The following is a 16,385-nucleotide window of genomic DNA, read 5'->3' as shown; positions in this document are numbered from 1 at the left end:
GTAAATCGACTCCCCGCTCGGCGGAACGACTCGGTCGCTACTCGGTCGTCGCGACGACCTCTATCTCCACCGCCGCGCCCTTCGGCACCGCGGCGACGCCGACGGCGCTCCGCGCCGGGGGGTCGTTCCGGAAGAACTCGCTGTAAGCCTCGTCGAACTCGTCGAAGTCCTCTATGTCGTTGAGAAAGACCGTCGTCTTGAGCACGTCGTCGAGCGCGAGACCCTCCGATTCGAGGATCGCTTCGACGTTTCTGAGACACTGCCGAACCTGCTCGCCGACGGATTCGTCCGCGAGCAACTCCCCGTCGGTCGTCAGCGGAAGTTGTCCGGCGGTGACGAGGACGTCGCCGTTCGTCGTCGCTTGGCTGTACGCGCCGACCGCGGCCGGTGCATCGTCGGAACTGATGGTGCGTTTCACGTCCCGGTTCTTTCCGCGCGCGGCCCTTAAATCTCGGCCGTATCGTCCCCCGCGACACGTTCTGACGGAACGCTTTCCGGTTGTGGGATATCGCGGGGGCGCTCCTCGGGGGCGTTGCGAGCGACGGGCGGTTGTCGGAGCGGCGCGACTCAGACGGCGGCGACGGACGTGCAGAAGTTCTTCACGATTCGTTTTCCGGCGTCGGTGAGGATGCTCTCGGGGTGGAACTGCACGCCGACATGGGGGCGCTCGACGTGCCGGACCCCCATCACGACGCCCCGTTCGTCGTTGGTGTACGCCGTCTCGGTCAGTTCGGCCGGCAGGTCGTCCTCGTCGACGGCCAGCGAGTGGTAGCGCCCGACCTCGATCGGGTTTGCGACGCCCTCGTACAGGCCGGTTCCGTCGTGACGGATTTCGGACTGCTTGCCGTGAACCACCTCGGGGGCGTGCCCGACCGTTGCCCCGTGCGCCGCACACAGCGCTTGATGGCCCAGGCAGACGCCGAGAGCGGGATACTCCGTTTCGGCGAAGACGTCGATGGAGACGCCGGCGTCGACCGGCGTCCCCGGCCCGGGGGAGACGACGATACCGTCGGGATTCAGGTCCCGAATACCCGCCACGTCTATCTCGTCGTTGCGCCGCACCGCGACGTCGTCGAACTCGCCGATGTACTGGACGAGGTTGTAGGCGAACGAGTCGTAGTTGTCGACGATGAGTATCATCTGACCCCCTCCATCGCGTCGGTGCCGGTATCGACGGCGAACGACCCCTGCTCGCCCAGCGCCTCGTCGACGGCCGTCACGAGCGCCCGCGCCTTGTCCAGCGTCTCCTCGTACTCGCGCTCGGGCACCGAATCGTGAACCACGCCGCTTCCGACGCGTAACCGGTACTCGTCGCGGTGGTGAACCAGCGTCCGGATGGTGATGTTCAGGGTCGCCCGGTCGTCGAACCCGAAAACGCCGATGCTCCCGGTGTAGGGTCCGCGACGGGTCGTCTCGACCTCGTCGATTATCTCCATGGTTCGAGGCTTCGGCGCGCCCGTGATGGTGCCGCCGGGGAACACCGCCGCGACGGCGTCCGCAACGCCCACGCCGTCGCGCGACCGCCCTTCCACCAGCGAGACGAGGTGCATCACCTCGGAGTAGCGGTCGACGCGGCGGTACTCGGCGACGTCGACGCTCCCGTACTCGCTTACCTTTCCGAGGTCGTTTCGTTCGAGGTCGACCAGCATCGCGTGCTCGGCGCGCTCCTTCTCGTCGGCCAGCAGGTCGGCTTCGAGTTCCGCGTCCTCCTCCGGAGTCCCCCCGCGCGGCCGCGTCCCGGCGATGGGTTCGGTGACGACGCGGTCGCCGTCGACGTCGAGCAGGAGTTCGGGACTGGCGCTCACGAGGTCGACGCCCGGAAACTCCAGCAGCGCGGAATAGGGCGCGGGGTTCACCCGCCGCACCGCGTCGAAGGTCTCGACCGGACCGACCGCCGCGGGTGCGACCAACCTGTGCGAGACGTTCGTCTGAAACGTATCCCCGTCTCGAATGTACCGTTTGATGGTTCGAACGCGGTCGGCGAACGCCGCTCGACCGCACTCGCTCTCGAACGTCGCCTGCCGGGTCGGAGTCGGGGGCGACCGAATCCGTCCCTCCCCGCGCAGCGCCGCCCGGGCGAGCGCCGTCGCTTTCTCTCGCCCTTCCTCGTAGGCCGCCTCCGGCGACCCTTCGACGACGGGACACGCGGTCACACGAATTCGGACGTCGTCGTCGCGCGGCTCCTCCCAAGCGGCGACGCGGTCGAACACCCCGAGTTGGAGTCGGGGGAGGCCGTCGCCGACCGTCGTCGCCGGCAAGTCCTCCAGTTCCCGCGCGATGTCGTAGGACAACCACCCGAACGCGCCGCACGGATACGGGACGTCGCACTCCCCGCGAACCAGCCGTTCGCGGTTCAACAACGAGTCGATGGCTTCGATGCTCGAGCTGTCGGCGTCCAAGGGTGTCGCGTTTGCGTTCACTTGCAGGCGCTCGACCGGTTCGACGCCGAAGTAGCCCCACCCGGACTGCCCGCCGGTCGTTTCGAGATAGAACCCGTCGGCGTCGGTGTCGCGGGCGCGGCGGTACGCCTCGAACGGATCCGAGACGGTGATGCGAACTTCGAACGGTACCCGAGCCCCTGGCGGTGCAGCCGCTGCGGTCTCCAGAAACGATTCTTCCTTCGTGACGACGGTGATACCTTTCATCTGACGTACTGGTGCTCGCGAGAACCGGTGTGCGGCCCTCGATACCGTTGTATAGATACCGGTAGTTCCGACAAAAATCTTGCGCGGGTCGTCGAAACGGCGGCTCTCGAGTCGGTGCGACCGCGAACGGACGACGTAGCCCTTTCCGGCGCACGTCCCCACTTCAATGGGTTGACTATTCCTCACCCCCACCTATACCGTCCGAATCCGAGATAGGTACCGAGAGTGCTGGGCAACGACCGCCCGCGAACGGCGCGGTAGCGTTCGAGCCGCTACTCGAACGCCGCCGGTTCGGGGCCGGACGACGCCACTACGACGGAAACACGCCAACGATGACTACGATAATCGACGGAAACGAGATCGCGGATCGAATCAGAGCCGACGTGGCGGAACGTGCGCGACGGTTGAACGACGAGGGTGTGACGCCGGGGCTGGCGACGGTGTTGATGAGCGACGACGGGGGGAGCAAGACGTACGTCTCGATGAAACAGCGGGCCTGCGAGGAAACCGGTATCGAGGGGATCCACCACGAGATCGACCCGGGGGAACCGGCGGAGGTCCTGTTCGACCGAATCGACCGGTTGAACGAGGACCCGGCGGTCCACGGCATCCTCGTCCAGATGCCCGTTCCCGACCACGTCGATACGCGAACGGTTCTGGAGCGCATCGACCCGATGAAGGACGTCGACGGCTTCCACCCGGAGAACGTCGGGCGACTAGTGGCGGGCAACGCCCGCTACAAGCCCTGCACTCCCCACGGCGTCCAGAAGATACTGGCGGCCTGCGACGTCGACACGGAGGGCAAGGACGCGGTCGTCGTCGGGCGGTCGGACATCGTCGGCAAACCGATGGCGAACCTGTTCGTACAGCGGGACCAAGGCGGCAACGCGACGGTGACGGTCTGTCACTCGCGCACGGCCGACCTCGCCGCGAAAACCCGCGAAGCCGACGTCGTCGTCGCCGCGGCCGGCGTCCCCGAGATGATAGACGGCGAGATGCTCTCCGACGGCGTGACCGTCATCGACGTCGGTATCACCCGCGTCGAGGCCGATACGGAGAAAGGGTACGAACTCGTCGGCGACGTCGACTTCGAGAGCGCGAAGGAGAAGGCGAGCGCCATCACGCCCGTCCCGGGCGGCGTGGGACCGCTCACCATCGCGATGCTCATGTACAACACCGTCAAAGCGGCGAGCCTGCAGTCGGGCGTGCCCGTCGACCTCCCGTAGACGTACTCCTCTCGGGGAAGCGACTCGATCATCACCGACGGGCGGTGAGCATCAGCGCGTTTCGACGGCACCGCACTCCGGGCAGGTTACCTCGACCGCGCTCCTCGCCCCCGTCAGTTCCCCGATGACGCCGTGACTCTCTCCGCACCGCTTGTGCATGTAGACGCGGTGGTCCGCGTGGTCGTCCAGCAGGATGTCGCCGTCCTCGTTTGCGAGCACTATTCCGCGACAATAGTAGCATTCACTTCCCATGGAGTCGCTATCGTAGTTCATCGTGAAATACGTATCCCCGGTCCGAGCGGGGGCGATCGTTCGCACTCGCACGGGACCTCCCAGCCGATTCTCGCCCGCGAGGCGTTCGTTCTGCGAAGGATATTTTTCTCCGCCGTACCAACGATGCATCCGATACGCATGACCGCGACGACGCTACTGCGGGGACGACCGCTCGCGGAGGAACTGCGCGAGGGCGTCCGCGACGATCTCGCCGTCCTCCGGGACCGCGGCGTCACGCCGACGCTCGGGACGGTTCTGATGAGCGACGACGATGCCGACGAGGCGTTCATGGACCGAAAGCACGACCTCTGCGAGGCGGCCGGGATTCCGACCAAGAGGGTCGACGTTCCGCCGGACGAACCGGCGGAGGTGCTCTACCGTGCGGTCGAACGGATGGGTGCCGACGACGACGTCACGTCGCTGTTCGTGCAGGTGCCGCTCCCTGACCACGTCGACGCGTGCGCGGTCAGGAATCGCGTCCCGCCGGCGAAGGACATCGACTGCTTCGCGCACGAGAACTTAGGACGCCTCGTCGTCGGCGACCCGCGGGTGACGCCCGCCACGCCCGCCGCCGTTTTGCGCCTTCTCGATGCCTACGGTATCGAGACGGTCGGCAAGGACGTGGTCGTGGTCGGACGGAACGCCGCCATCTGCAAGCCGCTCGCGAACCTGTTTCTCGCCCGCGGTCCCGGCGGGGACGCGACGGTTACGGTGTGTCACACGGCGACGAGGGATTTGGCGGCCGAGACTCGGCGCGCCGACATCCTCGTAACGGCCGCCGGCGTTTCGCGGTTGGTCGACGAACGGATGGTCTCGGCCGGCGTCTCGGTCGTCGACATCAGCGTCAACCGCGTCGACGCGGACACGGAGAAGGGGTACGAACTCGTCGGCGACGTCGACTTCGAGCGCGTCGAAGAGAAGGCGTCCGCCATCACGCCCGTCCCGGGCGGCGTGGGACCGCTCACGCTCGCGCTGATTCTGCGCAATATCGTCGACGTTACCGCGAGAGGGGCGGGCGTCGACGTAACGACCGGCGGAAACTGACGGACGGCGGTGAGCTCGGAGTCGCGCACGGCCGCCGAATCCGTCGTAACCGCTCCCCTCGGCGTCGCACCCTCCCCACGCCCGGAGGGCTCCCTTTTCGCCTCGCGACGAGGGTCGAATCGTCTTCGACTCCGCGAGCGGGCCACCGCAAACTCGACTCGTCCGGTGAGCGTCACGTTGTGGAAACTGGGGATGCACGGAAGGTGACCTCGGTCGCGTTCTCCGACGCGGCGGCGCTCCGCTCACCACCGCGACCGGAGTAACGTGACGGGTACGCGCCGACACCTTGCTACCGACTTCGCGGTGCAAACCGAACCTGAACCCGGAGCGACGGTTCGAGGTTGGGCACGGTCCGGTCGCGCGCTCGTCCGCACCGCCTAGCGTCTCGGGGTCTCGGGGGTGCCACGCGACGGGATGCGCTCGCCGAGAGGGTCCGATTCCGTCCGCGTTCGTCCGATAATGCATTACAGTGGTAGGAGCGTAACGGCGCGATCGAAAACGGTGCGCCGTCTCGTCGCGTGAAAATCCCCACAGAATAGGGTCTCAGCGCCCGACGTACGTTTCCGCCGCGCCTCGCGGACGCGGAGACGATGAACCACCACCTTCGTTCAGAATTAGTTACCCAAATAGTTCGACGACCGAAAACGATGTGCGCTCGATGATGTGTGGGAAGTTAGAATGATGGGACGGTTCAGGATCGCTATCGCGTTCGAGCGGGGCGTTACCCGGCGGATTCTGCCGACCGAGGACGAGATTTTCGGAGAAGGGAGACAGTCGAAACTCGACCCGGAGAGCTGCCAAAAACCGCCTGAAGACGGCGATATCATCCGAAAGATCAGATTCATCGAGGAAGTGAATACGCGTATACTCCTTCGTGTTCCAATAGACAGTTCTTCGAGCAGTTCGCGGGTGAGAGCGCGATTGTTCCCGATCAGGAACGAGTAATATATTATGAACGACAGTCGGTCACGGGCGGAAGAAACGAGGCGACAACCTCGAACGACTCGAATGGGCTCGTCGGCGGGTCGGCGGCGTCGCTGAAGCGGCGCGGACGAAGGAAGACGCAGCCCCGCTAGCGCTTCGTCTAACCGGACTGCCTCGCCGAAATCCGCCAGTACAGTTCCGCCGCGACGAGTGCGAGTGTCCCCGCGGCGACGACGGCGACCAGCAGTATCTGACGGGGCTCCATCCACGTCGGTAGCGCAAACAGCATGCTATTGAACAGGAACGGTGGAACGACGGAGCTCACGACCGACCACGCGAGACCGAGCGATACCCCCGACTCGGCGGTGGCGGGGCGAGCGACGGACTTCGCCTCGGGGTCCATCTTCGCAATGCTGGGGCCGCCGGCGCTCTCGTCGCCCGTACCGAGGCGTTCCGCGTCGTAGGGCTTGGTCGCTGGAACCGACCAGACGACCCGACCGGTCCGATTCACTTCGAGAACGCGGTCCCCGTTCGTGTCGACGATGAGCGTGTTGCCGTTCGGCAGGCGGTCTGCGTCCCGCGTCCACTGCATTCGCCTATCCTGCCACGCCCACGTCTGGACCCACTCGCCGCGTCGGCGCTGGTACTCGACGACGCGATTGTTGTGGCTGTCTGCGACGAGGACGGCGGGTCCGCCCCGCTGCTTCGGAATGTAGTCCGGATTGTGTTGCCCGTGGAGGATGGAGTGATTTCCTTCCTCGCCGAGCGTCCAGTTCTCCCGAACGCCCCGCCCCGGTTCGATGAACACGACCTCGTCCATGTTCCTGACGCTCACCATGATGCGACCGTCCGGGAGAACTTCGACGTCGTTGATGTGCGTCCAGTCCGACGGCTTGCCGCCGCTGGTCGGCGGATAGTGCTCGCTCGCGTTCCACTGCCACGTGATTCGGTCGGTCGTCGCGTTCGCGATAAACACGCGGTCGCGTTTGATGCCGGCGACGACGAGGTGAGTCGCGTTGATGCGGTCGATGTCGTGCCACTCGTTACTTCCCTTTCCCGCGTACGTCCGGGAGAATATCCGCGTTCGTTCGCCGGTGGTGAGGTTCATTCGAACGGCCACGTTCCGCAGGCAGTGTTCGCCGCCGCACGTTTTGTCAGCCGCGTGTTCGGTCACGCCGACGAGCACCGACGCCGCACCCGAGGGCGTCGGGTCGACGTCCCAGTAGCGGGCGTACTCGCTATCGACGTAGCGGACGGCGCCGTTTTCTCCGTAGACGACGAGATTACCCGTCTGTTCGGTGACGACCGTCGCGCCGGCGTACGACCGGGCGGGGTGATTCGTCGCAGCGTGCATCTGGCGCGCCGTCGACCTGGTCGCGTAGCTCACGGCGAGCGGAACTGCGGCGAGCAGCACGATGATCACGAGAAACGTGCGAATCGCCAGTCGGCTATCGAACCATTTTTCCCGAAAATCGAGAGGGATAATCTCCATACCGTGGTATCTTGAATCTACGTTGGTCGATTTGCTGCCCGCATTTGCAGCCCGTTTATACAAGAGCGTAGACGGATAAATTTGGATGGACCTTCGCACGTTCCGTCTCGACGATTCGAATCGCGTCGGCGCGAACAGCCGTGATGCGATTCGAGCGCAACTCCGGAGCCGTCGTAAGGACCTGTTACTCAACTGGATGGGCTGGGAATTAAAACCATGCGGGGTGAGTCGATACCCATCGAAACGACCGACTGGTTCGGTACCGACACGGAGCGGACGGAACCGCGTCTACCGACGCAGTACTCGTTGACGGCCTCGTACTCCATCGATCCGGACTGCTCCCCGGCGCTGGCCGTCGTCGAGGCGATCGTCGACGTCACCGAGCCGGCCGACGGCCAAGCCTCGCTCGAACTGTACGAGCACGTTTCCCCGGACGCGCTCGACGACCTCGTCACGGCGAGTTCGAACAAGAAGAGCAACGTCGAAGTTCGATTCACGGTCGAAACGTATCTCGTCGTCGTCCGCAGTACCGATCGCATCCTCATCTACGAACCGCTGGAGTAACCCTACACACCCACGGCGGGAAAACGCTGACAAGCGCTCCGCACGGAGGTGAACCCAACGAGATGACGCGGACGCTAACGCTCCCCAACGGAGAGAACGTGAACGAGGACGACATCATCCTCTACAACGGGTATCCCTACCGCGTCAAGTTCGCGGACGGCGAGTACGAGTTCAAACTTTCGCCGCTGTACTGGGGCAACAGCGGGATGGACATCCCGTTCGCCGACCGAGAAGCGCTCGTCGACCAGTGGGAGGCCGACTCGCGAAGCACTTTAACGCGCGCGGAGTGGAAGCAGTGGCTGCGGGAAGCGCGCCACAACCCGCAGTTCACCGACGCGGAACTCAACGAAATCGCCCGCGAACTTCCGACGAACAGTAGCGTGTTGGACCGCCTTCGGCGACTACTCCGCCGCTGACGCGGGGCCGATAATCGAAGCGGTCTTCGAGCCGTCGAAGCGCGTCGCTCGTCGTCGACTCGAAGCGACTTTCCGCCTGCTCTCGTAACGTCGCCGCATGGGAAGCCAACGCGCACACCACTTCGGCGTAACCGTGACGGAACTCGACCGCGCGGTCGAGTTCTATCGAGAAATCCTCGGCCTCGCAGTTATCGACCGCTTCACCGTCGCGGGGTCGTCGTTCTCGAAGGCCGTCGGTGTCGACGGAGCGACCGGGAGATTCGCGCATCTCGACGCCGGGGGTGCTCGTGTCGAACTCGTCGAGTACGACCCCGAAGGCGCGAATCGGACCGCGAGCGCCGTCAACCAACCCGGGGCGACCCACCTCGGCCTGGAGACCGACGACGTCGACGCCGTTTACGAGTCGCTGCCCGAGGACGTCGAGACGCTGAGCGAGCCCCAGACCACCGAGAGCGGATCGCGCATCTTGTTCCTCCGCGATCCGGAGGCGAACCTCGTCGAACTCATCGAGACGTAACCCTCGAATAGCGCGCTCGCTCCTCCGCGGAGTCGTAGCGGAAAATCGAAGCCGATGACCGATATCCGTCCGACGAACCGACCGTATTTCTCGTTACCCGTGAAAAGCGACGCGTTGAACTCGGAGGGTGCACTCGTCGCCTTCGTCACCAGCGCCGACCGGCGGGCCTCGATCCGTTCGCGAGCACCTCTCGGTAGCGTCGAGCGTCATCACATGGTCGTCCACGGGTACGAAGTCGAACGGCGGCGGCGAGGCGAGTTCGGCACCGCTGTACCCCGTCACGGCCGACGCGGGGTCGTTCCACTCGACGTCGCGATGCCCTCGCACTTTCTAGCGCGTGATTGAACTCGTCGGAGAATCATAACGGACTCACCGTTTTAATTGGTTCGCCGCCCCCCGTTCGTTCGGAACTCGATGATACGACAGACACCGCGTCGTCGCGCTCTCCGGGTGTCGGTGGTGGTGAGACCACGATAGTCGAGAACGTCGAACGCGCCGACGAAGTATCGCGCGCTCAACGACGACACCGGCTACCGAGAACTGCCCCAGATCAGTGTGCAAACGCATGACGAGTGAATCCGGACCGTCGAATCCGTCATCGAGAGAGGGATGTAAAGCGTCGTTCGCGGCCATTAGCGGGATGGCGACCGGCATGTACTTTCTGTGGTCGATGGTTCTCAACCCCGCTCGCGGGCCGCTTCCGGGGAAGATGTTGCCGCTCGTTGTCGGTGTGAGTGGCTTCGTACTCAGCGCGGCCCTCGTCGGCTGGGGACTCAGGGGTCTCGACGTCCTTCGACTGTGACGCTGTGAACCGCCAGAAATCCATGTATCCGCTCGGTCACTTCGGCGTCGCGTTGGTGTTCGCCGCCCCGATAGTGTACGGTCTCGGTCGCAAGGCTGGAACCGTCTACGCGCTCGTCGTGTTACTGGCCGCTATGGCTCCCGATCTCGATCTGTATTTACCGTACGTCGCGCACCACGGCCTCACACACACGTTCGCGTTCGCGGTCGCGACCGCTCTCGTCGGAGGGAGCATCGCCACCGTTCTCGTTCTTCTGTACCATCGCGCCGCCGGCCCACCACGGTTTTCGTTTCTTACGCCGCGCCACGTGTTTCTCTACACGACGCTCGCCTTATTCACGGGCGTTGCGAGTCACGTCGTCGCGGACATCTTCGTCGTTCTCCCGGGAACCCAGCCGATCAGTCCGTTCTGGCCGGTCAACGTACGACACTTCCATATCAAACTCATTCCGCTCGGTGCGCCGCTGCGGAACGGTCTGCTCTTTCTCGGAGGGATTTCGATCGTGGCGGTCACCTGTTGGCTGTGGGCAGGACGGAACTCGCGATAGCACGGCGAACCGCTCCTGACTTCGATCGACCGGTTTCAAAATCGACCGGTTTCAAAAGTGAGTTTCCGCGTTGGACCTCGTCGAGTGACGGTGAGGTTTATCCGCCGGTCGTTTGATTGCCGCCAGTTTGGTTGCCTTGCGTCTGATTACCCGTTGTTTGGTTGCCACCCGGGGTCGTCGTCCCGCCCTGAACGGGCGAGAACTGCACGGCGATGAGGCCGAGTTCAGCGGGATCGTCGTACACGACATCGTTGTCGATAGCTCCCTCGTTGAAGCGAGGACCGAACCCGCCGGCCCCGCCATCGAAGCCGACGGGATTGAACTGAGTCGTGAACTGGTACGTTTGTCCGCTCTGGAGGTCGACGTTTTCCGGAACGAAGAGCATCGTCGTTGCGCCCGGCGTACCCTGATAACTGATGGCCCACGTCGTGTACTCTTGGCCTTGGGCATCGTTCTCGATGGGTGCGTACGGAATCGCGTTCGAAACGAGTCTAAACCGTGCACCGCTGCGGTACTGGCCTTGTGGTATCACGCCCACCACCGTTCGTCCGCCGTCTTGCGCCATACCGCTTCCAAGCGACGGGACTCCGATGCCGAGCGCGAGGCCCGATGCGAACGCACCTTTCTTCATGAACGATCGACGCGACGATTCCTTACCGGGCCGTTCGTGTGTGGATTTGGGTCGTGTCATAGTGATTCTCGTAGTCGCTCGTTTGTTTCTCAGTTTAAAACTGAGCGATCGGCTGGAACGTGACGTTGACGAAGTTATCGATGAACTCCGGATCGACCTCGCCACGGAACTCCTCCGCCTGCTGGCCGATGTCCGACCAGTCACCACCGAGCGTGTAGCGTTGTCCCTGCGTGACGTTGGCGTCTTCGTAGGGAAACAGGAACGCGAACTCGTTGCGCGCCCCCGTGTACTGAATCATCCTCGTGGTGAAGTCGGAGAGCAACTGTCCTTGTCCGACGTTCTCTGGTTCCCAAGGTAGCGCTTCTGAAATGACGACGAACTCCGCGTTGGGATGGAACTGATTGACGAACATGTACCCTTCGCGGACTTCTGGCTGTTCTTCTTGCAGGAACGTTGCTTCGGAATTTCGTAGCGATTTTGACTCTGGTGTCATGGTTTCCTCGTCGCGCAACCGATGGTTGTTCGAACGATGCTCCACGAGCACCAACCGGAGCCGACGCCGAAAAGACGGTAGATCGTTCAGCTTCTAAAGTAGTCCATACTCGGTTGTAATTCGGTTTACTCGGACTAGATTCGGCACCGCGTAGGGCGACGGCGCGGCGGAAACAGTAAAACTCGGGTACGGAAAGTAGAGATTCCGGGCGTTTAATACCTCGTTTCTCCGCGATTTTTCAACGACGCGTCGATGATCGTACGAACTTGTCACGGCTCGACGGTGACCGTTCGGGACGACGGATCGGCCGACGCTCACCGAAAGCGGCAGAATGGAAGTGACTTTCCGCATTAGGCGAGTAGTGGAGGCAACGCATGAAACCACACCTTCAGCCGTACCGATCGTCGGCACGGACGACGATGCGGCGATACCGGTATCGAAACTATGAGTCGGCGTAGCGAGTCGGCGGAACGGGACGGCGGGCGCGAGTCGATTCCGATTCGGACGATAGACGATGCCACGTACGGAAAACCACCGACGAGCGGTATCGGCCGGCGGCTCACTCGGACGAAACGGTGGGTCCAGATCGACGCGAACCGCTGGTTCGTCACCGGTCTCCTGTTGAGCCTGTGTTTTCTCGTCATCGTCCTCGTCGGCTCGTTCGGACCGGTCTCAGTTCAGTCGTTTCTCACCCGAGGTATCGCACCGGGAGCGGTCCTGGTCGAGCTTCTCAAAGCGATCGTCTCGGTCGTGGTGATCGTCCTCTCCATCAATCAGCTCGTCTTGTCACCCGGCCTCGGACCCGTCGGCGAGCAGCAGGACCGGTACGAACAGACGATGGAGTTACGCGAGAAAATCGAAGAACACACGGGGGTACGAACGAGTCCAACCTCGCCGGCACGCTTTCTGCACGTCCTCATGGAGTCGATCGTTCACCAAGCGGAGCGGCTTCGCGAGGTGACCGCCGATTCGGGGAATCGGCCGCTCCGCGAGGAGACGAGTACGTTCGCCGACTCCGTCATCGACGAAGCGACGAGCGTGGCCGCGCTACTGTCGAACGGCCGCTTCGGACGATTCGAGGCGACGTCCGCCGCGTTGCGATTCGCGATATCCGGGAAGGTTCGGACTCTACGCGACATCCGCAAACGGCACGAACAGACGCTCTCCGCGTCCGAGGCCGAGGCGTTCGACGAGATGGACGAGCTCCTCGAACTGTTCGCCGTTTCCCGCGAGTATCTGAAGACCGTCTACATCCGCTCGGAGTACATCGGCCTCTCGGAGGGACTACTCTACACGGGATTGCCATCGATAGTCCTGACGTACTGCGCCGCACAGATTTACGCGCCCACGGTTTTTCCCGGCCAGCTGTTCGGCATCGAACACCAACTGCTGTTCGTAAGCGGGGCGGTAACGGTCGCGCTCGCTCCGATCGTTCTTCTAATCGCGTACGTGTTTCGCTTGGCGGTGATGTCCCGGTCGACGCTCTTTATCGGGCCGTTCGCCGCCCGTTCGGCCAGTGATAGGGAGACGGAGTAGAAAACCGCCTCGTACCGTCGAATCCAAAAAACGTTTAGTGTTCAGTGTGAACTAGTACCATGAATACGGCACTCGACGAGATCGAGTATCTCGCGCGCTCTGAGCACCGCATCGAAGTCATCGGCGCACTGGCTGACGGTGCGCAGAGCCGGTCGGATCTACGAGCGATAACCGGAGCGTCGTCGTCCACCATCGGGCGAATGCTCCGCGAGTTCGAAACGCAGGGTTGGGTCGTCCGAGACGGCCACCAACATCGGGCGACGCCGGCGGGTCGGTTCATCGCGGAGGAGGTAACGAGCCTGCTCAATCGGATGGAGACCGAACGGACGCTCAGGGACGTCGCGAAGTGGCTCCCGACCGAAAAGCTCGGCGTCACGATAGAGGCGTTCGCCGACGCGGTCGTCACGGTCGTCGACGACGACGACCCGTACAAGCCCGTCCGGCGCTACGACGACCTGATCGAAGACGCGGAAACGATGCGAGCGTTCGGGACGACGACGCTCAAATCGGCCAACGCCGGTTCGCTGTTTCGGAACGTCCGCGCCGGCATGGATACCGAGATTATCTACCCGCCGCCCATCGTCGAGGCCGTGCTCGACTGGTCCCCCGAGGCAGCCAAAAAAGGCCTCGCGAGCGGAAATCTCACCATCTTGTTGCACGATACGCTCCCGTGCGGACTCACCATCTTCGACGACCGCATCGCGCTCACCGGCTACAATCCGGACACCGGCATGTTACGGGCGATCGTCGACACCGACGCACAGGAGGCACGCGAGTGGGCTCTTCCGCTCTACGAGTCGTATCGCGAGGAGGCCCGACCCCTCGACGCGGAAGCGTTAGAGGCGTGATTCGGGTGCTGCGTCGCGGGCGACGCCGTCGCGATTAGTCGCTCCGGCGACCGGTGTATCGCTTGCAGTACCTGGGACGCACCCGGACGGTGCACGAGATGCACGAGATGCTTACATATCGGTTCTGCCCGAACCGTCGTTCGTGAAACGCCCATGACCGAGCAGCAGAACGCCGAACATCTCGCCCGAGAAGATTTGCACATCGTAGCTACGGGGGACCTCGACGCGGTCGATGCCCACGTGACGTCGGACTACTTCAACCACCGCTCCGCCGACGAGCCGATGGAGGCTCGCCGACGCGGCCCCGACGGGTTGAAAGCCACGATACGTTGGCTACACAGAGCCTTCGCCGACATGCGGTTCGAGTTCCACGAGGTCGTCGTCGACCGAGACCGCGCCGCGGCGCGGGTAACCATGCACGGCCGGCAGCACGGGCCGTTCGTAGTACACGATTCGCCCGACGGGGAGGTCACGGACGTGTTTCCGTCGAACGATCGCACGTTCTCCGTCGAACAGACGCACTGGTATCGGATCGCCGACGGCGCGGTCGCGGAACACGACGCCGTGCGCGACGACCTCGGCATGGCCAAACAGCTCGGGTGGATTCCACCGCGACCCGGCTACGTCGCGCGAATGCTACTCGCACGGCGGCGTGAACGTCGCGCACAGCGCCGCTCGCACCGCGCCGACGGGCAGCCGAGCGAGACGGACGATACCCGTCGTGACGAACAAAATCCGGCGTGACGGAACCCCCGAGAGGGACTATGGAGACGCCGAATCGTCCCGGTAACGACCCCGTCGAATCGCCGCGGCGACCGCCCCAGTCTCGCTCGCGCCGCCGACCGTGAGCCCCCGGCGGCGATTCGACGTTCGAGAAAACGTCCGAGACGCGAACTTTCGATGTAGCTAGGTAGGTCGTCGCCGTGCGGGTCCCGAAAATCCGTGCGGCGGTGGAAATCGAACGGAAGTCGCGGAACGACTGCCGAGAATCGAATCGCGAGGCCGAGGCGGCGGAGTACGCGGTCGCTCACGTCGGGGACGGATCTTCCTTACAGGCGCGCAACACGAGTTCCGGCTCGTCGACGAGGTGGTTGACCGTGTAGCCACCTTTCCCCCGGCCGCGGCCGCGACGGTCTTGTTTGATGATTCCGAGGAACTCGAGTTCGTTCAGGAGGTCGCGAACCCGCCGCTGTTTGAGCGGGTCGGAGTTCTCCTGCTCGCAGATGTGTTGATACGTCTCGTAGACGTCTTTGTTGGGAATCTCGGGGGCCGAGTCGGTGGACTGCTGGACGCGAAACGCGAGCGCGAGCAGAACGTAACGCGTGTGCGTCGGCGCTTTCGATATGAGCTCCGCGATTCGATTCTGTTCTTCTTTCTCCTGGGCGAGCGAGACGTGCTCTTCGCGGACGGTTTCGTCGCCGTGTTCTTCGGCGATTTCGCCCGCGTACCGCAGGATATCGATCGCCTGTCTGGCGTCGCCGTGCTCCTGCGCCGCGAGCGCGGCGACGTGCGGAATAACCGGCTGATCGAGAACGTCGTCGACGAACGCGTCGTCGCGCGAGTAGAGGATTTCGCGAAGCTGGTTCGCGTCGTAGGGTGGGAACACGTAATCGCGCTCGCAGAGGCTGCTTTTGATCCGTTCGTTCAGGTCGTCCTTGTACCGAATCTTGTTCGAGATGCCTATCACGCCGAGTTTCGAGTCCTCGAGCTTCCCGGATTCGACCGCGCGTGACAGTTGCATGAGGATGTGGTCGCTCTCGAGTTTGTCCACCTCGTCGAGGATGATGATGGCCACGTCGTAGTGATTCTCGATGATGTCCCAGAGGCGCTTGTAGTAAGCGGCGGTGCTCAATCCGGACTGCGGGATGGTGATCTCCGTTTGGTCCGGGTCGTTCAACTGGTGGCCCGCGGATTGAACCGCCTGCGTTTCGGTGGAGTCCTGGAGGCAGTCGACGTACGCGAAGCCGGCTCGGATACCGTTGTCCGCCGCGCGCTGCATCATCTGCCGACTGATGAACTTCGAACAGAGGGATTTTCCGGTCCCCGTCTTTCCGTAGAGAAACACGTTGCTGGGCGTATTGCCGTTGAGAGCGGGACGGAGGGCGCTGCCGAGATTCTTCAGCTCTTCCTCCCGGCCGATTATCTGGTCGCCGTCCGGGAGGTGGGAGACCTGCAGCAGTTCCTTGTTGGCGAAAATCGCGGTATCCTCACCGAAGTAGTCTGGCGAACTCGACATCCCTTGAACGAATTCGACGGGTGCCGGGATAATAATACTTGCTTAACTGACGCAGTTTATTGCCGCTGTAACGACAGCGGATTGCCGCCCTAAATCGCGAAATCGATGTCTTCAGCCCATTTGCCCTCCGAATCGCAACGGAGTATGCCGCTGTAACTCCCCACGTTGCCGCTGTAACACCCCGCATTGCC

At 63.4% G+C, this 16,385-nt stretch carries 19 protein-coding genes; 10 read left to right on the top strand and 9 right to left on the bottom strand.

Translation table 11 applies throughout. The features are described 5' to 3' along the window. Positions 1-37: 37 nt before the first annotated feature. From LIX00_RS18560 to LIX00_RS18550, 3 genes are all read right to left on the bottom strand, one after another. Positions 38-418: a Rid family detoxifying hydrolase gene (locus LIX00_RS18560; protein WP_227356497.1), complete on the bottom strand. Its 381-nt coding sequence runs from the start codon at positions 416-418 to the stop codon at positions 38-40. Between the two features lie 149 nt (positions 419-567). Further along, the gene (locus tag LIX00_RS18555; protein WP_227356496.1) at positions 568-1,140 is read right to left on the bottom strand and encodes an anthranilate synthase component II; all 573 of its coding nucleotides are present in this window, start codon (positions 1,138-1,140) and stop codon (positions 568-570) included. Next, a complete protein-coding gene (locus LIX00_RS18550) occupies positions 1,137-2,645 on the bottom strand; it encodes an anthranilate synthase component I family protein (protein WP_227356495.1) in 1,509 nt (502 codons plus the stop codon). The genes LIX00_RS18555 and LIX00_RS18550 overlap by 4 nt, the downstream gene beginning before the upstream one ends. 332 nt (positions 2,646-2,977) lie before the next feature. Between LIX00_RS18550 and LIX00_RS18545 the strand changes: the two genes are divergently transcribed. Next, on the top strand, positions 2,978-3,871 hold the full coding sequence (locus LIX00_RS18545) for a tetrahydrofolate dehydrogenase/cyclohydrolase catalytic domain-containing protein (protein ID WP_227356494.1): 894 nt from the start codon (positions 2,978-2,980) through the stop codon (positions 3,869-3,871). 51 nt (positions 3,872-3,922) lie between these two features. On the opposite strand, the gene LIX00_RS18540 is transcribed toward LIX00_RS18545, so the two are convergent. Then, positions 3,923-4,123 (bottom strand): hypothetical protein, encoded by a 201-nt coding sequence (locus LIX00_RS18540; protein WP_227356493.1) that lies wholly within the window; start codon positions 4,121-4,123, stop codon positions 3,923-3,925. A 159-nt stretch (positions 4,124-4,282) separates the two neighbouring features. On the opposite strand from LIX00_RS18540, the gene LIX00_RS18535 reads away from it, so the two are divergent. Continuing rightward, entirely contained in the window at positions 4,283-5,188 is a 906-nt protein-coding gene (locus LIX00_RS18535) for a bifunctional 5,10-methylenetetrahydrofolate dehydrogenase/5,10-methenyltetrahydrofolate cyclohydrolase (RefSeq protein ID WP_227356492.1), read from the top strand. A gap of 1,084 nt (positions 5,189-6,272) precedes the next feature. Here LIX00_RS18535 and LIX00_RS18530 read toward each other — a convergent pair. Beyond that, positions 6,273-7,604, bottom strand: a complete 1,332-nt coding sequence (locus LIX00_RS18530) for an aryl-sulfate sulfotransferase (RefSeq protein WP_227356491.1) — start codon at positions 7,602-7,604, stop codon at positions 6,273-6,275. A gap of 216 nt (positions 7,605-7,820) precedes the next feature. On the opposite strand from LIX00_RS18530, the gene LIX00_RS18525 reads away from it, so the two are divergent. From LIX00_RS18525 to LIX00_RS18515, 3 genes are all read left to right on the top strand, one after another. Continuing rightward, positions 7,821-8,168, top strand: a complete 348-nt coding sequence (locus LIX00_RS18525) for a HalOD1 output domain-containing protein (RefSeq protein ID WP_227356490.1) — start codon at positions 7,821-7,823, stop codon at positions 8,166-8,168. A 62-nt stretch (positions 8,169-8,230) separates the two neighbouring features. Next, positions 8,231-8,584, top strand: a complete 354-nt coding sequence (locus LIX00_RS18520; RefSeq protein WP_227356489.1) for a hypothetical protein — start codon at positions 8,231-8,233, stop codon at positions 8,582-8,584. A 97-nt stretch (positions 8,585-8,681) separates the two neighbouring features. Next, positions 8,682-9,101: a VOC family protein gene (locus tag LIX00_RS18515; RefSeq protein WP_227356488.1), complete on the top strand. Its 420-nt coding sequence runs from the start codon at positions 8,682-8,684 to the stop codon at positions 9,099-9,101. A gap of 93 nt (positions 9,102-9,194) precedes the next feature. Here the strand turns inward: LIX00_RS18515 and LIX00_RS18510 are convergent, their stop codons facing one another. Next, positions 9,195-9,428, bottom strand: coding sequence for a PAS domain-containing protein (locus LIX00_RS18510; RefSeq protein WP_227356487.1), 234 nt, complete (start codon positions 9,426-9,428; stop codon positions 9,195-9,197). Positions 9,429-9,666: 238 nt separating this feature from the next. On the opposite strand from LIX00_RS18510, the gene LIX00_RS18505 reads away from it, so the two are divergent. Together LIX00_RS18505 and LIX00_RS18500 are read left to right on the top strand one after the other, a co-directional pair. After that, positions 9,667-9,903: a hypothetical protein gene (locus LIX00_RS18505; RefSeq protein WP_227356486.1), complete on the top strand. Its 237-nt coding sequence runs from the start codon at positions 9,667-9,669 to the stop codon at positions 9,901-9,903. A 4-nt stretch (positions 9,904-9,907) separates the two neighbouring features. Next, positions 9,908-10,450 (top strand): metal-dependent hydrolase, encoded by a 543-nt coding sequence (locus LIX00_RS18500; RefSeq protein WP_227356485.1) that lies wholly within the window; start codon positions 9,908-9,910, stop codon positions 10,448-10,450. Between the two features lie 97 nt (positions 10,451-10,547). Here LIX00_RS18500 and LIX00_RS18495 read toward each other — a convergent pair whose 3' ends face one another. Both LIX00_RS18495 and LIX00_RS18490 read right to left on the bottom strand, forming a co-directional pair. Then, positions 10,548-11,081 (bottom strand): hypothetical protein, encoded by a 534-nt coding sequence (locus LIX00_RS18495; protein ID WP_227356484.1) that lies wholly within the window; start codon positions 11,079-11,081, stop codon positions 10,548-10,550. A 94-nt stretch (positions 11,082-11,175) separates the two neighbouring features. Then, on the bottom strand, positions 11,176-11,628 hold the full coding sequence (locus LIX00_RS18490) for a hypothetical protein (RefSeq protein ID WP_227356483.1): 453 nt from the start codon (positions 11,626-11,628) through the stop codon (positions 11,176-11,178). A gap of 390 nt (positions 11,629-12,018) precedes the next feature. Between LIX00_RS18490 and LIX00_RS18485 the strand changes: the two genes are divergently transcribed. The 3 genes from LIX00_RS18485 (at position 12,019) to LIX00_RS18475 (ending at position 14,702) form a co-directional block, all read left to right on the top strand. Next, positions 12,019-13,110, top strand: a complete 1,092-nt coding sequence (locus LIX00_RS18485; RefSeq protein WP_227356482.1) for a DUF7972 family membrane protein — start codon at positions 12,019-12,021, stop codon at positions 13,108-13,110. Between the two features lie 59 nt (positions 13,111-13,169). Further along, positions 13,170-13,958, top strand: a complete 789-nt coding sequence (locus LIX00_RS18480) for a helix-turn-helix transcriptional regulator (RefSeq protein WP_227356481.1) — start codon at positions 13,170-13,172, stop codon at positions 13,956-13,958. A 153-nt stretch (positions 13,959-14,111) separates the two neighbouring features. Next, positions 14,112-14,702 (top strand): ester cyclase, encoded by a 591-nt coding sequence (locus LIX00_RS18475; RefSeq protein ID WP_227356480.1) that lies wholly within the window; start codon positions 14,112-14,114, stop codon positions 14,700-14,702. Positions 14,703-14,985: 283 nt separating this feature from the next. On the opposite strand, the gene LIX00_RS18470 is transcribed toward LIX00_RS18475, so the two are convergent. Then, positions 14,986-16,194, bottom strand: coding sequence for a Cdc6/Cdc18 family protein (locus tag LIX00_RS18470; protein ID WP_227356479.1), 1,209 nt, complete (start codon positions 16,192-16,194; stop codon positions 14,986-14,988). Positions 16,195-16,385: the final 191 nt, after the last annotated feature.

The organism is Haladaptatus salinisoli (genome assembly GCF_020614375.1).
GTDB classification, from domain to species: domain Archaea; phylum Halobacteriota; class Halobacteria; order Halobacteriales; family Haladaptataceae; genus Haladaptatus; species Haladaptatus salinisoli.
This window is presented reverse-complemented; position numbering and strand designations above follow the sequence as displayed.